This is a genomic window from Gluconobacter morbifer G707, from assembly GCF_000234355.1.
GTDB classification, from domain to species: Bacteria; Pseudomonadota; Alphaproteobacteria; order Acetobacterales; family Acetobacteraceae; genus Gluconobacter; species Gluconobacter morbifer.
The window spans coordinates 486,723-502,902 of record NZ_AGQV01000001.1 but is presented as its reverse complement, the minus strand read 5'-3'; the positions used below and the strand labels follow the sequence as shown (position 1 = coordinate 502,902).

Annotated in this window: 15 protein-coding genes; 7 read left to right on the top strand and 8 right to left on the bottom strand. The window is 59.4% G+C overall.

The window, feature by feature from the left end:
• Position 1 precedes the first annotated feature (1 nt).
• Together GMO_RS02235 and GMO_RS02230 are read left to right on the top strand one after the other, a co-directional pair.
• Positions 2 to 1,024, top strand: coding sequence for an ion channel (locus tag GMO_RS02235; protein ID WP_008850630.1), 1,023 nt, complete (start codon positions 2 to 4; stop codon positions 1,022 to 1,024).
• Positions 996 to 1,874, top strand: a complete 879-nt coding sequence (locus GMO_RS02230) for an aldose 1-epimerase family protein (RefSeq protein WP_008850629.1) — start codon at positions 996 to 998, stop codon at positions 1,872 to 1,874. Before GMO_RS02235 ends, GMO_RS02230 begins: the two co-directional genes overlap by 29 nt.
• 51 nt (positions 1,875 to 1,925) lie before the next feature.
• Here the strand turns inward: GMO_RS02230 and gltX are convergent, their stop codons facing one another.
• Positions 1,926 to 3,260 carry a glutamate--tRNA ligase gene (gltX, locus tag GMO_RS02225; protein WP_008850628.1) on the bottom strand — a complete coding sequence of 445 codons (1,335 nt, stop codon included), beginning with the start codon at positions 3,258 to 3,260 and terminating at the stop codon, positions 1,926 to 1,928.
• A gap of 63 nt (positions 3,261 to 3,323) precedes the next feature.
• Here gltX and GMO_RS02220 point away from each other — a divergent pair, with 63 nt between their 5' ends.
• The 3 genes from GMO_RS02220 to GMO_RS02210 all read left to right on the top strand — a co-directional run bounded on the left by GMO_RS02220 (position 3,324) and on the right by GMO_RS02210 (position 6,392).
• On the top strand, positions 3,324 to 4,145 hold the full coding sequence (locus GMO_RS02220; RefSeq protein WP_008850627.1) for a hypothetical protein: 822 nt from the start codon (positions 3,324 to 3,326) through the stop codon (positions 4,143 to 4,145).
• 117 nt (positions 4,146 to 4,262) lie between these two features.
• A complete protein-coding gene (locus GMO_RS02215; protein ID WP_040507668.1) occupies positions 4,263 to 5,390 on the top strand; it encodes a THUMP domain-containing class I SAM-dependent RNA methyltransferase in 1,128 nt (375 codons plus the stop codon).
• 108 nt (positions 5,391 to 5,498) lie between these two features.
• A complete protein-coding gene (locus GMO_RS02210) occupies positions 5,499 to 6,392 on the top strand; it encodes an NAD(P)-dependent oxidoreductase (RefSeq protein ID WP_008850625.1) in 894 nt (297 codons plus the stop codon).
• 41 nt (positions 6,393 to 6,433) lie between these two features.
• Here the strand turns inward: GMO_RS02210 and GMO_RS02205 are convergent, their stop codons facing one another.
• The 4 genes from GMO_RS02205 to alkB are packed head-to-tail and all read right to left on the bottom strand — an operon-like array spanning position 6,434 to position 10,164.
• Positions 6,434 to 6,877 carry a hypothetical protein gene (locus GMO_RS02205; RefSeq protein WP_008850624.1) on the bottom strand — a complete coding sequence of 148 codons (444 nt, stop codon included), beginning with the start codon at positions 6,875 to 6,877 and terminating at the stop codon, positions 6,434 to 6,436.
• Entirely contained in the window at positions 6,874 to 8,064 is a 1,191-nt protein-coding gene (locus tag GMO_RS02200) for a beta/alpha barrel domain-containing protein (protein ID WP_008850623.1), read from the bottom strand. The genes GMO_RS02205 and GMO_RS02200 overlap by 4 nt, the downstream gene beginning before the upstream one ends.
• Entirely contained in the window at positions 8,065 to 9,456 is a 1,392-nt protein-coding gene (locus tag GMO_RS02195; protein WP_008850622.1) for a class II 3-deoxy-7-phosphoheptulonate synthase, read from the bottom strand.
• A 51-nt stretch (positions 9,457 to 9,507) separates the two neighbouring features.
• Complete coding sequence (alkB, locus tag GMO_RS02190) at positions 9,508 to 10,164, bottom strand: DNA oxidative demethylase AlkB (RefSeq protein ID WP_008850621.1); 657 nt, start codon at positions 10,162 to 10,164, stop codon at positions 9,508 to 9,510.
• A 141-nt stretch (positions 10,165 to 10,305) separates the two neighbouring features.
• Between alkB and GMO_RS02185 the strand changes: the two genes are divergently transcribed.
• Entirely contained in the window at positions 10,306 to 10,707 is a 402-nt protein-coding gene (locus GMO_RS02185; RefSeq protein ID WP_008850620.1) for a hypothetical protein, read from the top strand.
• A gap of 97 nt (positions 10,708 to 10,804) precedes the next feature.
• On the top strand, positions 10,805 to 11,626 hold the full coding sequence (locus GMO_RS02180) for an alpha/beta fold hydrolase (protein ID WP_040507361.1): 822 nt from the start codon (positions 10,805 to 10,807) through the stop codon (positions 11,624 to 11,626).
• A 39-nt stretch (positions 11,627 to 11,665) separates the two neighbouring features.
• Here GMO_RS02180 and GMO_RS02175 read toward each other — a convergent pair whose 3' ends face one another.
• From GMO_RS02175 to GMO_RS02165, 3 genes are all read right to left on the bottom strand, one after another.
• The gene (locus tag GMO_RS02175) at positions 11,666 to 13,708 is read right to left on the bottom strand and encodes an FUSC family protein (protein ID WP_040507360.1); all 2,043 of its coding nucleotides are present in this window, start codon (positions 13,706 to 13,708) and stop codon (positions 11,666 to 11,668) included.
• Between the two features lie 83 nt (positions 13,709 to 13,791).
• Positions 13,792 to 15,192: a glutathione-disulfide reductase gene (gorA, locus tag GMO_RS02170; RefSeq protein ID WP_008850616.1), complete on the bottom strand. Its 1,401-nt coding sequence runs from the start codon at positions 15,190 to 15,192 to the stop codon at positions 13,792 to 13,794.
• A gap of 27 nt (positions 15,193 to 15,219) precedes the next feature.
• Entirely contained in the window at positions 15,220 to 16,107 is an 888-nt protein-coding gene (locus GMO_RS02165; RefSeq protein WP_008850615.1) for a ferredoxin--NADP reductase, read from the bottom strand.
• Positions 16,108 to 16,180 lie beyond the last annotated feature (73 nt).

Genomic DNA, 16,180 nt, shown 5'->3' with positions numbered 1-16,180 from the left:
CATGGTTCACTGGCGGCACAAACAGAAACTTCAGCCCCGCTCCACCGAGCCGCCACAACCAGCCTCGCCAGCCGCCGCAGCGACAGCCAACCAGATCCGCGCGCATGTCCTGGAAGAAAACGGACGCAGCGACATCATCCGCACCGGCCTGGACGCCGGAACACTGGGCGATCTTTACCACACCCTGATGACCATGAGCTGGATCAGCTTCTTCTGGGCATCCATCGGGCTGTATCTCGCGATCAACCTCGTTTTCGCGCTGCTGTATTACATCATCCCCGGAAGCGTCAGCGGCGTCCCGCACGGCGATTTCCTCGATGACGTGTTTTTCAGTGTGCAGACAATCTCCACCGTCGGTTACGGCACCATGTCGCCGGTCGGGAGGGTAACGAACACCATCGTCTCCTTCGAAGTGCTGGCCGGCATGATGCTGAACGCCGTGGCGACAGGACTGGTCTTCGCCCGGTTCTCCCGCCCCCGTGCGCGCGTCCTCTTCAGTCACACCGCCGTCGTCTCCTATGACGACGTGATCCCGACCCTCACGATCCGGCTGGCCAACCAACGCCGCACGCTGATCCTCTCGGCCAATATCGAGATGACCCTGACCCGCCTGATGCCGGACGAGCATGGCCGCCTCGTGCGGCGTTTTGACCGCCTGTCGCTCATCCAGTCCCACATGCCCATCTTCCGCATCAGCCTGAACGCGACCCATCTGATTGACGAAAGCAGCCCCCTGTACGGCCTGTCCGCCAATACGCTGATCGCCCAGAACGCTGAAATCATCATCACAATGGACGGAACGGACGAGATCTCGTCCCAGACGGTCTTTGCCCGGCATGCGTATGAAATCGGCCACGTAAAACACGGCTACCGCTTCTCCGACATCATCCACAACCGGCCTGACGGTCGCGTGGAAGTGGACTTCCGGCGCTTTCACTCCACGGAACCCGGGGATATCGTGGCGCCTGTTCCGCAAGGTCAGGAGTTACCCGCGCATGACGACCACCCCAAACCCACAACATGATTTTGGAACCGGCGCCCTCAGGGCCAGCGTCAGGGCACAGGGCGCGGAACTCGTCGCCCTGAAACATGACGGACGGGACCTGCTCTGGAATGCCGGTCCCGCATGGCCCCGTCATTCCCCGGTCCTGTTCCCCATCATCGGCAAGCTGCCCGGCAACCGCTCGACCCTCAACGGGCAGCCCGTCCATCTGACCCAGCATGGCTTTGCCCGGGACCGCCTGTTCCGCTGGCTGGAACAGACGCCCGATGGCTGCACGCTTGAACTGGTGGACGACCCCGAAAGCCGCCATCTCTTTCCCGCAGCCTTCCGCCTCCGCCTGCATTACCGCATCGAAGGCAACCGCCTCATCGTCTCCTATGAGCTGCACAACCCGGCGGACAACGCCACGCTCCACGCCTCCCTTGGCGCTCACCCGGCCTTTGTCTGGCCGCTGGAAGCCGGCGTCGCACGAGACGAACACCGTCTGGTCTTCGACGAAGCCGAGCCCGAACCGATCCGCCGCCTTGGCCCTGACGGCCTGCTGAAACAGGATTTCCCCACACCCGTTCAGGGACGCACCCTCCCCCTGAGCGACCCCCTCTTCGAGAATGACGCCATCATCATGGACCATCCGCACAGCCAGGGCGTCTCGTTCCTGACGCCGGACGAGACCGGCCTGCACGTCACATGGCAGGGCTTCCGCGAACTCGGGATCTGGACCAAACCGGGCGCGGAATTCCTGTGCATCGAACCCTGGTACGGCTTTGCAACACCCGAAGGGTTCGTAGGTGATTTTTCGGAAAAGCCCGGCCTCCTGCATCTGGGACCAGGCAAGAGCTGGTCAGCGGAATGGACGGTCGAACCCGTCTGACCCCTCAGCCTGACGCTCCGCGCCTGATGGCCGGAGCGTCAGGGAACACAGTCAGGCGTGGATGGCATCTTTCAGGCGCGTCACGGTCCGCGCATGTCCCATCAGGCCCAGCAGCGTATGCAGGTCAGGGCCACTGTCTTCCCCGGTCAGGGCGAGACGCAGCGGCATGAAAAGGGCCTTCCCCTTGCGCCCGGAAGCAGCCTTGAGCGCATTGACCCAGTCCGTCCAGGTCGTCTCGCCCCAGGGCTCACTGGGAAGCGTGTCCAGTGCCTGCTGAAGGAAAACCCGGTCATCCGGCTGTGACGGCGGGATGATGGTCCCCTGCGTGACATCCCACCAGTGCGGGATTTCCGCCGTGAGATCCACATTGCCCCGCACGGCATTCCAGAAGTCTTCCGTCGCTTCCGGCGGCAGATGCTCTCTCGCCACTTCGAACGGAAGATTATGAAGCGCACGGCGGTTCAGCGCCAGAAGCTGGCGCATGTCGAACCGCGCCGCAGACTTCGAGACATGCGAAAGATCGTAGGAGGCAATGGCCTCTTCCATCGTCATGACTTCCGGATCGTCGGACGTTCCAACCCGCGCCAGATAGGAGACGATGGTCATCGGTTCGATGCCATCCGCCCGCAGTGATTTCAGCCCCAGCGAATCGAAACGCTTGGACAATTTTCCCCCATCACTGTCCAACAGAAGAGGCAGATGGGCGAAGGTAAAGCGGTCAGGCTTCGCACCAAGCGCATCGGCGATATCAATCTGGACGCCCGTGTTCGTCACATGATCCTCACCACGGACGACATGGGTGATTCCCATGTCCAGATCATCAATCACGGACGCCAGCGTATAGAGAATGGTTCCATCAACGCGGATCAGCACCGGATCGGAAATGGCCGTCAGCTTGACTGAGCAGTCTCCCATGACCAGATCACGCCATTTCCGGCTACCATCCGTCAGCCGGAAGCGCCAGTACGGCACCTTGCCATTCGCTTCCGCCCGCGCCCGCTGGTCGGGCGTGAGTTTCAGCATGGCACGGTCATAAAGCGGTGGCTTACCGGCCTTGATGCGCATTTCCCGCTTGGCGTTGAGCTCCTGCTCACTCTCGAAGCATGGATAAAGACGGCCCGACGCCTTGAGCTTTTCGATGACTTCAGCGTAACGGCCCATCCGTTCCGACTGGCGGGCTTCCTCATCCCAGTCCAGCCCGAGCCATTTCAGATCCCGGCGGATGGCATCCTCGTATTCAGGCTTGCTGCGTGCGGTATCGGTATCGTCGATCCGCAGCAGAAACCTGCCGCCATGACGTCGGGCATAGAGAAAATTGGCGACGGCCTGACGTGCGTTGCCAACATGAAGATAACCGGTCGGGGAAGGAGCAAAGCGCAGTTTCATGCCGTCTTAATGCCGCATGATCGGGCTTCGCGCCAGAGTGGGTATGCATGGAGCACGTCATCCATGCCGCATAAGAAACCGCACCGGTTTTCCGTATCAGGGAAAATTTCCATTGCGATCGGGAAAGGGATTGACCAGCTTTCAACCTCTTCCGAACAGTTTCCGGCCATCAGGGACTTCATGCAGCTATTTCATCCGTCTCAACACACTGTCATGCTCATGAAATATGGTCTGGCCTGGGTTCTCACCACGACGTATCTGTTTCCCCTGTACTGGTGCATGAAGCAGCTCGCGAAGTACCGCCCCGCAGATCTGCAACGACTGACCTATGTCTATTTCCTTTCCGTCTGCGCCACTCTTCTCTTCACCTTGATTGCCGTTCACGAGCAATGGATCTCGGATGCCGGCTATCCGATTACCAGACAGGGCGAACTCCTTTTGCGGATGCTCCGGTTTTTCATGCCGATCGATGAGGAATTCGGGGAGATCCTGAGCGTTTTCATTCTGATCGCCCTGCCCTTCCTGTTATCTTACCTCGTCTGTGGCGTCCTGTTCGGCGTTGGGCGCCTGCCACGGCCGATCGGATCGTTCACGCGGGGATGCATCGTATTCTATGCCAAGAGCGTCCTTGTCTTCAGCGCCATTGCCCTGCCCCTCATGACCTATAGCCAGTACGCCCGATGGGACGGCACATCCGGACAGCTGCTCGTCGTTGATGTCAGCATGTGCACGGTACTGACACTGGTTTCAGTCGGGTTCATCACACTGGTCCTATGCTGGATGGATATCCTGCAGGGCATGCAGAAGGAAAACCCGGCGCTGGCAGCGAAAATCCTTCGCGGACTGGAAAGAATGTCCCGCAACGATCCTGAGAACACGCCATAAACCCTCTTGGGCTTTTCTGACGAAATATAACCTTCTTTCGTCGGAAGCATCGTGCTTCACCGGATGCAGAAGATGACGGCCATTGCGCCTATCTGTCACCCCTGCCATGCAGGCGGCATGACAACAGACGCGTCCTTTGAAATCTTCCTGGCAACGGCCCCAGGCCTTGAACCGACCTTGTGTGACGAAGTCCGTCTCAAAGGCTTCAGGACACCGCGTGTCACGGCCGGCGGTGTGACCATCCGGGGCGGCTGGCCGGAAGTCTGGCGCGCCAATCTCTGGATCCGGGGAGCCAGCCGGATTCTGGCACGCATCGACCGTTTCCGCGCGGTTCATCTCGCGCAGCTTGACGCCCGAGCCCGGAAAGTACCATGGGGCACGGTGCTGCGCGCCGATGTTCCTTTCCGGGTCGAAGCCTCATGCTCGGGATCGAAAATCTACCATTCGGGCGCAGCTGCACAACGAATCGAAAAAGCTGTCTCCGAAACGATCGGTGCCCTCCCGTCCGAAGATGCAGAGGTAACGGTCCGCCTGAGGATCGAGCAGGACCTCTGTACCGTCAGCATCGATACCTCCGGCGCGCTTCTCCACCGGCGAGGCCATAAGGAAGCCGTAAACCGTGCGCCGATGCGCGAAAGCATGGCGTCCCTCCTGCTGCGCCAGTGCGGATTTGATGGTGTTGAACCGGTTCTGGATCCGATGTGCGGATCAGGAACGTTTGTCATTGAAGCCGCGGAAATCGCAGCACGGCTCAATCCCGGCCGTTCACGACACTTCGCATTCGAAAAGCTGGCAACTTTCGACGCCGATGCATGGGAGAAAATGCGCGCCGTCAGGAGCACCCGTGTTCCGGAAAACCACTTTTACGGGAGTGACCGGGACGCAGGAGCCATCCGCATGAGCCAGGCCAATGCCGAACGCGCGGGGCTGGCCGACTACACCCGCTTCCAACAGGGCACGGTCAGCGACATGACACCGCCGCCCGGTCCTCCGGGGCTCGTCATCGTCAACCCTCCCTATGGCAACCGCATTGGCGAGCGGCACAGGCTCATCCCCCTTTATCGCGCCCTCGGCCAGACATTACTGGCGCGTTTCTCCGGCTGGAGAGTCGGAATCATCACTACGGAGTCCGGGCTTGCGCAGGCAACGGGATTGCCCTTCCTGCCCCCTTCCGCGCCCGTCCCGCATGGCGGGCTGAGAATTACACTGTACCGGACGGCACCCCTGCCTGCTCCGGAGAGGTGAACACTTTTTACGATACGGAACAGAAAGCGTTTCTGTCCGTTCGGAACACCATGCTGCCCCGTCATCGGGCCAGATCAGTCGAAATGAACATTCGGAAAGAGCAGCATCGTGAAAATCGCGTTTATCGGACTGGGTGCCATGGGAAACGCCATGGCGGGACGGCTACTGGAGAACGGTTTCGATCTGACCGTCTATAATCGTACCCGACAGAAGGCCGCAGCCCTGACAGCACGGGGGGCCAAGGTTGTGGAGACACCGGCAGATGCCGCGCGGAACGCGGACATCGTGTTCTCCATGCTGCTGGATGATACCGCCGTCGAGGAGATGACTTTCAGGAAAAACGGTCTGGCCGACACACTTGCACCAGGGGCGATCCATGCCTGTTGCAGTACACTGTCTCTGGAACAGGCACGCCGGTTGCAGGACGGTCATGCAGAGCGCAGGCAGACTTATGTCAGCACCACCGTGCTGGGACGCCCGCCTGCAGCGGAGGCGGGGAAACTCTTTGTTATAGCGGCCGGAGAGGACGATGCGCTTGAGCGGCTTACTCCAGCGCTGAACTGCTTCGGTCAGACCATTTTCCGCGTTGGTCAGAATCCCGTACAGGCCAATCTCGCCAAATTCTCGCTCAACTTCATGATCTTCTCGACCATCGAACAGATGGGAGAAGTTTTCGCCATCAATGAAAAAGCCGGCACCGATCCGAAGACGATTTTCGAAATCATGACGGGCAGTTTCTACAACGCCCCGGTCCACAAAAATTATGGATCGCTCATGGTGGACCATGCCTACGACAAATCAAGCGGCGCACCCGTAACGCTCGGGTACAAGGATATCAGCCTGTTTCTGAAGGCAGGTGAAGATTACGACACGCCCCTTCCCTATGCCTCCATCGCGCGGGACCGTCTGCTTGCAACGATGAGCGCGGGATACAGGGACGAAGACTTTGTCGTCATGCTTGAAGCCATCCGGCGGGATGCCGGTCTGAGCAAAAAATCCTGACAGGGACCGCCGGAGGTCAGCCTCCGGCGATATGCAGGATCTCAGTGACGGATGACTTCATGACGATTGGCGTCGTCTTCGTCATCATCCGGCGGGCCGTTGATTTCATCTTCATCCACCAGGCGGCGCGGATCAAGGGCGCGCCAGTCACGCTCCATCGGCGTAGCTGGATTGGCGGCGAAATCCTCCAGTTCGGTGGATGACTTCCAGCCGTCGTCGCCAGCGTCAACCACTTCGGCGTTTTCACCAAATGCCCACCAAGCCTCCAGCACTTCCTTGTCAGTCGCACCGGCGCGACGGCAACGCTCGATACTGTCGCGCACGTAAGCGCGGGCATAGGCGTTGGCATGCATCAGATCCATGAAATCCTTGACGACTTCCACCGTGTCGTCTCCGCTGTCGGACGCTCCTGAAAGGTCGATGATCCGCACGCTCCAGCTTTCGGGAGCCGCAGTGTTTCCGGATGGGTCTGAACTGTCAGTCATGAACTCTCCTGTCGATCCCGGATTTTCTGGAGCAGGAACTCCCGGCCTATCTTGACACGGGGTTGCCCGTCATAAGCCACGATATCTGCCGTACCGTAAGTTTCCGCCCAGCGGTCCGGGATGAATGAACCACTGCCGATGACGTCGATCGGCGCATGGGCTTCGCACATGGTGGAGCATTTCGATACATTGAACCCGGACGAGACAATGATCTTCACATGCGGGAAACCGTTATGGTTCAGTGCTTCCCGCATCCTCCAGATGGCAGCAGCCGAAACCCCCGTCCCGACCAGATCGCGCAGTTCCTGATCCGAACGATACCGACGGATCGTGCCCGGCGTGTGACGCTCCAGAACGGCATATGAGGATTGAGGGTCCAGTGTTTCAAGGAAACGGCCACCATGTGTGTCCAGCCGCACGCTGAGCTTACCTGCGGCGGCCTTTTCCGGGAAATGACGACAGACTTCCAGCGCGTCCGTGATCTCCTGCCCGAAATAGTCCACCAGAACAGTCAGCGGCCCATCAGGGTAAACCGCGTCATACATTTCCGCCGCACGCAGGGTGGAACCGGCATAACCGATCAGGGCATGCGGCATGGTACCCAGCCCGGCATCCAGTTCGAAGAAACCGGCCGTAGAGTCATTGGCGTTGCCAATGAATCCCCGCGCGCCCTCTTTGCGTGCCGCACGCGACCCAACGGCTGCGGCATAGGCCATCTGCTCCTGCATTTCGTATCCAGCGCAGTGCCGCGCATCCATGGCCAAGAACGGAACGGTCGGAAGCGCCATGGACATTTGATAGGCGTTATGGGCTGCCACGCATGTGGCGCCAACGCGCTGGAGAAGAAGCGTCTCCAGCGGTGCCAGTTTCGAGAAACGCCCCGTTAGGTACAGGAGGGGTTCACCCGCTCCGACCCACTGGCCTTCCTCGTAGACTTCCTGGCAGTGGATGTCGAAACCCTGTGCCTTCGCCACATTCTTCAGCCACCCCACCGCCAGACCGCAGGCTGCGATGACAGGGCGGCGAATGAACACCGCATAGGTGACCTCGCAGTCCCCGAAATGTTCGACGATTTTGCGCGTCCGGCCGAAATAGGCGTCCGTCCGGCTTTCGATGGTGTCCCTATCCACCGGACCGAGGACACCGGATGCATGGTCAAGAGAATGCTGGAAGACGGAAGTACTCATTCATGCTTTCTTTCCTGCTCGTCCCGTCAATTCCTGAGCGAGAAGAAAAGCCATTTCAAGAGACTGTTCAGCATTCAGACGCGGATCACAGAATGTTTCATAGCGATTTCCAAGATCGGACTCCGTCAGACACTGGGCACCGCCAATACATTCCGTGACGTCCTGACCTGTCATTTCCAGGTGAATTCCGCCCGGACGCAGACCGGCACTTTCGAATACATCAAAGAACCCGAGCACCTCTCCAAGGATATTGTCAAAAGAGCGTGTCTTGATCTTGTTGACCGTCGTCGTCGTGTTGCCGTGCATCGGATCACACAGCCATGTCACCGTCCGGCCCGTTTTCGTCACGGCATCCAGAAGTGGTGGCAGGTGATCGCGCACCTTATCCCTGCCCATGCGGGAAATCAGTGTGATGCGCCCGGCCTCATTCTGCGGATTGAGAATTTCCAGCAGTTTTTCGAGATCGGACACAGTAGTGGTCGGACCGACCTTGATGCCGATGGGGTTCTGAACGCCGCGCAGGAACTGCACATGTGCCCCGCCTGGCTGGCGCGTCCGGTCCCCAATCCACAGGAAATGGGCCGAGCAGTCATAATAATCGCCACTTGTGCTGTCGATCCGGGTCAGGGCCTGTTCATAGGGCAGCAGCAGAGCCTCGTGAGAGGTGTAGAATTCCGTCTCATCAATCTGTGCGGCGGAACCGTCAAAGCCACAGGCCCGCAGGAAGGACAGCGTCTCGTCAATCCGGTGCGCCAGATCCTTGTAGCGTGCGGCAAGCGGTGAACGTTCCACGAAACCAAGATTCCAGCGATGGACCTGATGCAGGTTGGCATAGCCCCCATGTGCGAAAGCTCGCAGGAGGTTCATGACGCCTGCGGACTGGAAATAGGCCGTTTCCATCCGGGCCGGATCCGCCCTACGGGCCTCCGGTGTGAAGACGGGGCTGTTGATGATGTCACCGCGGTAGCACGGCAGAGTCACGCCATCCTGCGTTTCCGTGTCGGATGAACGGGGCTTGGCATACTGCCCCGCCATACGCCCGATCTTTACGACTGGAACCTTTGCCGCGAAAGTCAGCACCACCGCCATCTGAAGCAGAACACGGAACGTGTCGCGCACGATATCTGCCGTGAATTCATCAAAACTTTCGGCACAGGCTCCGCCTTGAAGAACGAAGGCCTCTCCGCGCGACGCTGCGGCGAGACGCGCCTTGAGACGACGGGCTTCCCCCGCAAAGACGAGTGGGGGATATCGATGCAGACGAGCTTCCACAGCAGCAAGCGCGGCCTCGTCCGTATAGGACGGAGCCTGGACGATGGGACGAGAACGCCAGCTTGCAGGAGACCATGACATCGTGTCGGAAGATGTCTGGGTCTGGCTCGACGGGTGCATCAGATGCCCTCCGGATCGGTAGATTGAGAAAACAGGATTGCGGGGCGCTGGTTATGGCTGAAAACACGCCGGGTTGATAGCGCGAAACGTCAGATTATATCGCATGGCTTCTGTCTGCGGATGGAATGTTTCACGCACCGGACTGACGCCATGCCACGCAAACCGGGACGCACCACCCCACACCACAACATCTCCGTGCAGCAGATCCACCTGCCGGACGGGATCATTCCTTTTCAGCCCTCCGAACGCGAAACGGGCCGGAACACCGAGCGAAACGGACACGATCGGCGCCTGCGGGCAATCTTCATCCTGGTCCTGATGCAATCCCATCTTCGCTCCTGGCCCATAACGGTTGATCAGGCAGGATGTCGGATCGAAACCCTTGAACCCGGCCCTTCCAGCCGCATCTTGCGCCAGTTGACAGAATAATGGCGGCATATCCGGCCATGGTCGTCCTGTCTGAGGATCGGTCCGGACATAACGGTATCCCCTCCGATCGGAATACCAGCCACAGGCACCGCAACTGGTCATTTCCACGGACATCGAGCGGCCACCAGGGGTCAGAAACCGGCGAAACGGCGCCCTCGCCGCAATGTGCAAAATATTTTCGAGAAGGGCTGTCGCGCTCTTTTCGGCAAGGCCGGGAAGCCAGACAGCACCCTCTCCTAGCTGCGTCGGCGACCGGAAGGCCGCGAACAGATCATCCATGAACCGGAACCTTCCCTGAAAAAGACCTCTTGAACCTGCGCGTGAGCAGGCCGATTATGAAAATGTCCACACGGTTTCCGCCGGCCATAACGTGCCAGGGAGCCAGCCCTGTTTCCTGATCGGCCAAGGACCGGATTTTCAATGTTGTCCACATCCCGTTTTTTCTGTCACGCCCTGCTGGCGAGTGCATTGCTGACTGGGGCCGCCCTTGCCCAGAGCACGACCTTCGGCCAGCCGTATGAATCGTCACCTCAGTTCGGCACCAACGGCCAGTCCAACTCGGCTTCCCGCTCCAGTGGTGGTGAACATTTCCGGGCGCGCGGCCACCGTTCCCTGCCTCCCGGCTATCAGGATGCGCCATCCACCGAACTGGAACACGGTCCGGACCCGGATCATGAAGCCTCCATTGAGCGGGACCGCAATACCGGTGCCAACCTCTCCAAGTTCGGGTCTTCCTACCAGAACAGCAATAACACCCAGTCGGGCGAACTGGGCGATGCCACCGGCAATGGCTGGGTGGCACCTCGCGGAAACGGCTGGTAAGCAGGCAACCAAACGCCCCTAAGGGGGTTTGTGCTCCCGACAGACAGGGGAAAAGACGGTCTCAGGACAGCTTTCCCCGCGTGAAGGAGCCTGCATCATGCCACACATTACCGCAACCGACGGAACCGCCCTGCATGTCAAGGACATGGGTCAGGGGCGGCCCGTCGTCCTGATCCACGGCTGGCCACTGACCGGGGATATGTGGGAAAAACAGACACTTGCCCTCGCCGAAGCTGGATATCGGGTTGTGACGTATGATCGCCGTGGCTTCGGGCTCTCCGGCCATCCGATCAACTGTTATGATTATGACACACTTGCGGATGACCTTGCCGTCATTCTCGAACAGCTTGACCTGTGGGATGCAACGCTTGTCGGCTTTTCAATGGGTGGCGGTGAAGTCGCCCGTTATCTGAGCCGCCATGGACGGTCCCGCGTTTCCAGAACGGTGCTTGTCTCTTCCGTTCTCCCCTTTCTGTTGCGAACCGCCGACAACCCGGATGGGCTGGACATTTCCATTTTTGATGGGATGAAACAGGAAATCCGTCAGGACCGTTTCGGCTTTCTGAAAAACTTCATCCCTCATCTCTACGGTATGGGTGTGCTGCGCCATCCGGTCAGTCAGGGTGTACTGGACTGGTCGTTCATGCTGGCCTGCATGGCCAGCCCGATGGCGACGCTGGACTGCGTGGATGCATGGGGCACGACGGATTTCCGGGCAGACCTTCAGGCCTTTACCGTTCCCACGCTCGTCATCCATGGCACCGGAGATAGCAACGTGCCTTCCGACCTGTCAGGACGCAGGACGGCGGATGCCATTCCGGGAGCCACCTATATCGAATATGACGGCGCACCCCATGGACTGTTCATAACCCATGCCGAAAAACTGAACGCGGACCTGCTAAAGTTTCTGGCATCCTGATCTCTCTGAAACCTCTTTCCCTATCCTGGGAAGAGGTTTCTAGGCCTCGGCGTTCCGTAGAAATGCCCTGCTGGCCGGCAGTTCGGACTGCACGATAAGCAGGGAACCGATGGCCAGAACGAGGTCATGCCGGACGGACGGGTCCTGTGACTGCCGTTCAAGATCGTAAAGTTCCTGAAGGGTCGGATCGACCGTCGCCGCCGTATGGGTAAGCGGTAGGGTCCGACGCAGAAGATTGCGGACCATTCCATCCACTGCCGCCACGGCTGATTCAGGCAGACTGCCATGCTGGGCGAGTTTGCGAAGCATCAGCACATTTCGCCCAACCGTCAGGACGGACAGCGTACCGCGAAGCATGGCTTCCGCCCTCTCGCTCGAAAGAGACCCAGCGAAGCGGACCGCGCGTTCCATGCTTTGCGTGCCCTCATTGATCCAGACATATTCGTCCATGGAAACGCCCGGCAGAGCCAGACGACGCAGGCTGCGCTTGAGCTGGTACCGCAGGACGGCGCCTGCCCGGGCCGGCGTGAAGGGCAGGACGGCACGGAAGATGATGACACCGGCTCCCAGTCCCGCCAGAAGAGCCATAGTTGTGTTAAACCAGCCCAGTTCGTTAATACGCGACGCATTTCCCAGTCCCAGCAGGAAGGGAAAGAACGTTCCATAAGATGCTGCAAGAACGGCTGTGGATGGATTGCGTGAAGCAAGTCCCCCCAGCATCATGAAGAACCCAACGACCAGGCAGAAGAACGTATAACTGGACGTCACGGGCAGGACGATGAAAACAGGAATGACGCTTGCCAGCGCGGCCCAGACGGCGCCGTAAAAGAAATTGGCGCTCAGCAGGACCGTGTTCTCGAATGTTGCAAAACGCGCGCAGACCACGGCGATAAAAGTCAGGAAGACGCTACCTTGCGGCCATGCCGTGACTTCCCAGACATAGGCTCCGAACAGAAGCGACGCCATTGTGCGAATACCATTCCGGGTCGAAGCGCGCCAGTCCGCATTGCGGGTCAGATGGCGTCGTTCCGAGATGGGGGCGCCATCTACGCTGGCCCGGTAAGAACGCAGCGTTTCGCACAGGTCGGACAGCATAACTTCCACACCCGTGAGGATAATGCCCTCATTGAGGGAATCCTCGTCATTTCTCGGAAGAATGGCCTGCATCCGTCCGCGACATTCCGCAAGAAGCGCCTCGACCTGAACGAGCGCTGCAATACCGCGCCGGTCTGTCTGCAACCGTTCCGGAAGACCATCCAGCGCCTTGGCCATATCTTCCATCAGCGGATGCAAGGCGTCCGGGAAATGGGTCACGGACGTGATGCGGGTCCGCAGCCCCAGCCCACGGGACAGAACACGTGCCACAAGGCCGAGTGTCACATAGGCGTGCTCGACCTCGTTGCCTGCACTCCGGATTTCGATCCGGCTGAACTCGATCTGGTCGCTGGAAGCTTGAAGGGAGCCCAGCAGGGTTGAAAGCCGATCAATCGCACCCGGTTTCTGCCGCAGAACGTCTGTCAGACCTCCAACAGCATTGGACAGAACCGTCTGAAGCCGTTTGCGCAGCTCTTCCCGCGCCCGCTGAGCCACGTTTGGCAGGAAGATCATTCCAGCCGCGGTTTCGCAGATCACACCCAGAAAGATATAGGTGCCGCGCGCCATTGCGATGTTGAACACATGATCCGGGTCATTGACCGCGCCAAGGGCGATGATCGTACAGGTGTATCCTGCCAGAACAAGCGCATAACCCCGGAAATTGTGCGTCAGGGTCGCCAGCCCCGCACAGAGCCCCACCCAGATGGCCAGCGCAGGCAGGAACAGCCATGGATACTGGGGGAAGAGCGCCATGAGCGTGATGGCTGCCACCATGCCGACCACGGTTCCGACCAGTCGCCACCGGCCCTTGGAAATACTTTCCCCGCGGGAATTCTGGGCCACGATCCAGACGGTCATGGCGGCCCATTGAGGCTCTCCCAGTTCCATCCAGAAAGCGATGCCCAGTGCCAGAAGAGCAGCGGCCGTCGTTCGCAGGGCGAACATGAATGACGTAATGGACGGAGCCAAGAGCCAACCCAACTTCACGCCTTTACCTGCCTCTCAAGATTTCCCGGCCTGGTCTCCTATCTTCCATTTCCGGGAAGAGGCGACTCCAGCCTGCCGTTCTATTACCGTTTGCTATCGGAATGTCGGGGTATATGCCTCGTCCGGGTTCGCATTGTCACGAATTCTTCTGCACTGGTGGGATGCAGGCCAATCGTCCGGTCGAAATCACGCTTGGTCAGACGGGTCGTCACGGCGATGGCGAGGCCCTGTATGATTTCCGGCGCGTCCGGACCGATCATGTGAGCACCCAGCACGATCTGACTGTCCGCATCCACCACCAGTTTGAGGAATGCTTTTCCCTTGCGGCCCGAGAGGGTCTGGCGCATGGGCGTGAAGCTGGATGTATAAATATCAAGAGCGTGCTGTTCTGCCGCCTCTTCTTCCGTCAGCCCGACCGTGGCAACAGGCGATGAGAAGAACACGGCTTTCGGGGTTGTCCCGAAGGACCAGTCCCGCCCCTGCGGCGCATAGAGGCGCTCGGCCAGAAGGTGTCCTTCCGCGATGGCCGTCGGGGTCAGGTTGTAGGTATCGGTCACATCGCCGATGGCGTAAATGTTCGGGACATTGGTAGCCGGTTCTTCCGCACTGACAGGAATACGGCCATCCTTCGTCCGCACACCGGCGCGGTCCAGCCCCAGACCGTCAATATTGGGGCGACGGCCGGTCGCCATGAAAACGCAGTCCGTTTCAATGACATCACCGCCTTCCAGATGCAGGCGGTAACCGTCAGTCTCCTTTTCAATCCGCTCGGGTGTCCGGGAGGGATGAACCGCAATGCCATGCAGGGGCAGCAGTTCGGCCAGATGGGAACGGACTTCCTGATCGAAACCCCGCAGGGGCAGATCCGAGCGGTAAACGAGATCAACCTTCGAGCCCAGCCCGGCAAAGATTCCTGCAAATTCAACGCCGATATATCCGCTGCCAATAATGGCCACCCGCTCCGGGCGCGCGGCAAGATGAAAAGCGTCATCAGAGACGATCGCATGTTCCGCCCCAGGAATATCGAGCCTGACCGGCGTGGAACCGGGTGCCACGACAATCCGCTTTGCCTTCACACGTATGACCGGTTCATCCGGCGCCAGTAGCGACGGGCCAATCTCGATCGTATTCGCATCGACAAACCGGGCATTCCCGGTGAAGAGCGAAATACCGGCTTTTCGGAGCATCGAGACGTAGATGCCGTTCAGGCGCGTGATTTCACGGTCCTTGGCCTCGATCAGCGTGCGCCAGTCATGGGCAACCGGCTTCACGTCCCAGCCATATGCCGGGGCGTCAGCGATCTCGCGGCCATAATCCGCTGCGTAAACCATCAGCTTCTTAGGCACACAGCCGAGATTGACGCAGGTTCCACCCCAGTGGCGACGCTCGGCAATAGCCACGCGCGCTCCGTTCTGGGCGGCAATACGCGCGCAGCGTACGCCACCCGATCCGGCGCCAATGACGAAAAGATCGAATTCCTGCATGTCCCGGCCTTTCGTGCCTGTCTGTCCTCAGCGCTCCGCGAAAGCCTTCTCGACCACGTAAGAACCCTGGGTGCTCATGTTGCCTTCCGTGAAACCACGGCTGACAAGCAGCTTCTCGGTATCGGCCAGCATCTCCGGCGAACCGCAGATCATGACGCGGTCATGCTCGGGATCCAGTTCATCGATGTTCAGATCACGGAAGATCTTGCCATTCTCGAGCAGCGTCGTAATACGATCCGTGACCTGATAGTCCTCACGGGTCACGGCCGGATAGTAACGCAGCTTGTCCTTCGTATACTCACCCAGGAACTCATGCTCCGGCAGTTCATGACGGATATGGTTCTCATAAGCGAGTTCGCCGGAAATACGGACCGTATGGCTGAGGATCACGTTCTGGTAGCGCTCGTAGGCCTCTGGATCCTTGATGAGGCTCATGAACGGCGCCAGACCCGTTCCGGTGGACAGGAAATACAGGTTCCGGCCCGGCTTCAGGTTGTCGAGCAGCAGCGTCCCGACGGGCTTGCGACCGATCAGCACCGTATCCCCGACCTTCACATGCCGCAGACGGGAGGTCAGCGGACCATCCGGAACGGCGATGGACAGGAATTCCATGTGATCTTCATAATTGGCGGAAGCGATCGAATACGCCCGCAGCAGCGGCTTGCCCTCGACCTCGATGCCGATCATCGTGAACTGGCCGTTCTCGAAACGCAGGCCCGGATCACGGGTCGTCGTGAAGCTGAACAGACGGTCCGTCCAGTGATGGACCGTCAGGACCTTGGCTGGATACAGATGGCCATATTCCTTGCTGGGTTGTGCCAGCCGGTATTCTTTTGGATGACCTTCGAACGGAACGAGACCGGTCAGGGGCTCATCGAGTGTTGGAGTCGGGGCAGCATAGGTAGGGGTGGACATTTTTGTCTTCTGTCTCCGGTTGCGCACGGATAACAGGTCTTGGACCTGTATAATGGTCGGCCCTTTTAGACCA

Coding starts and splice junctions, on each gene's coding strand:
- GMO_RS02185 (WP_008850620.1), top strand. CDS start 10,306: ATGTTGTCCACATCCCGTTTTTTCTGTCACGCCCTGCTGGCGAGTGCA.
- GMO_RS02215 (WP_040507668.1), top strand. CDS start 4,263: ATGACAACAGACGCGTCCTTTGAAATCTTCCTGGCAACGGCCCCAGGC.
- GMO_RS02200 (WP_008850623.1), bottom strand. CDS start 8,064: ATGAGTACTTCCGTCTTCCAGCATTCTCTTGACCATGCATCCGGTGTC.
- GMO_RS02195 (WP_008850622.1), bottom strand. CDS start 9,456: ATGCACCCGTCGAGCCAGACCCAGACATCTTCCGACACGATGTCATGG.
- GMO_RS02220 (WP_008850627.1), top strand. CDS start 3,324: ATGCCGCATAAGAAACCGCACCGGTTTTCCGTATCAGGGAAAATTTCC.
- GMO_RS02180 (WP_040507361.1), top strand. CDS start 10,805: ATGCCACACATTACCGCAACCGACGGAACCGCCCTGCATGTCAAGGAC.
- GMO_RS02165 (WP_008850615.1), bottom strand. CDS start 16,107: ATGTCCACCCCTACCTATGCTGCCCCGACTCCAACACTCGATGAGCCC.
- gltX (WP_008850628.1), bottom strand. CDS start 3,260: ATGAAACTGCGCTTTGCTCCTTCCCCGACCGGTTATCTTCATGTTGGC.
- GMO_RS02235 (WP_008850630.1), top strand. CDS start 2: ATGGTTCACTGGCGGCACAAACAGAAACTTCAGCCCCGCTCCACCGAG.
- gorA (WP_008850616.1), bottom strand. CDS start 15,192: ATGCAGGAATTCGATCTTTTCGTCATTGGCGCCGGATCGGGTGGCGTA.
- GMO_RS02205 (WP_008850624.1), bottom strand. CDS start 6,877: ATGACTGACAGTTCAGACCCATCCGGAAACACTGCGGCTCCCGAAAGC.
- alkB (WP_008850621.1), bottom strand. CDS start 10,164: ATGGATGATCTGTTCGCGGCCTTCCGGTCGCCGACGCAGCTAGGAGAG.
- GMO_RS02230 (WP_008850629.1), top strand. CDS start 996: ATGACGACCACCCCAAACCCACAACATGATTTTGGAACCGGCGCCCTC.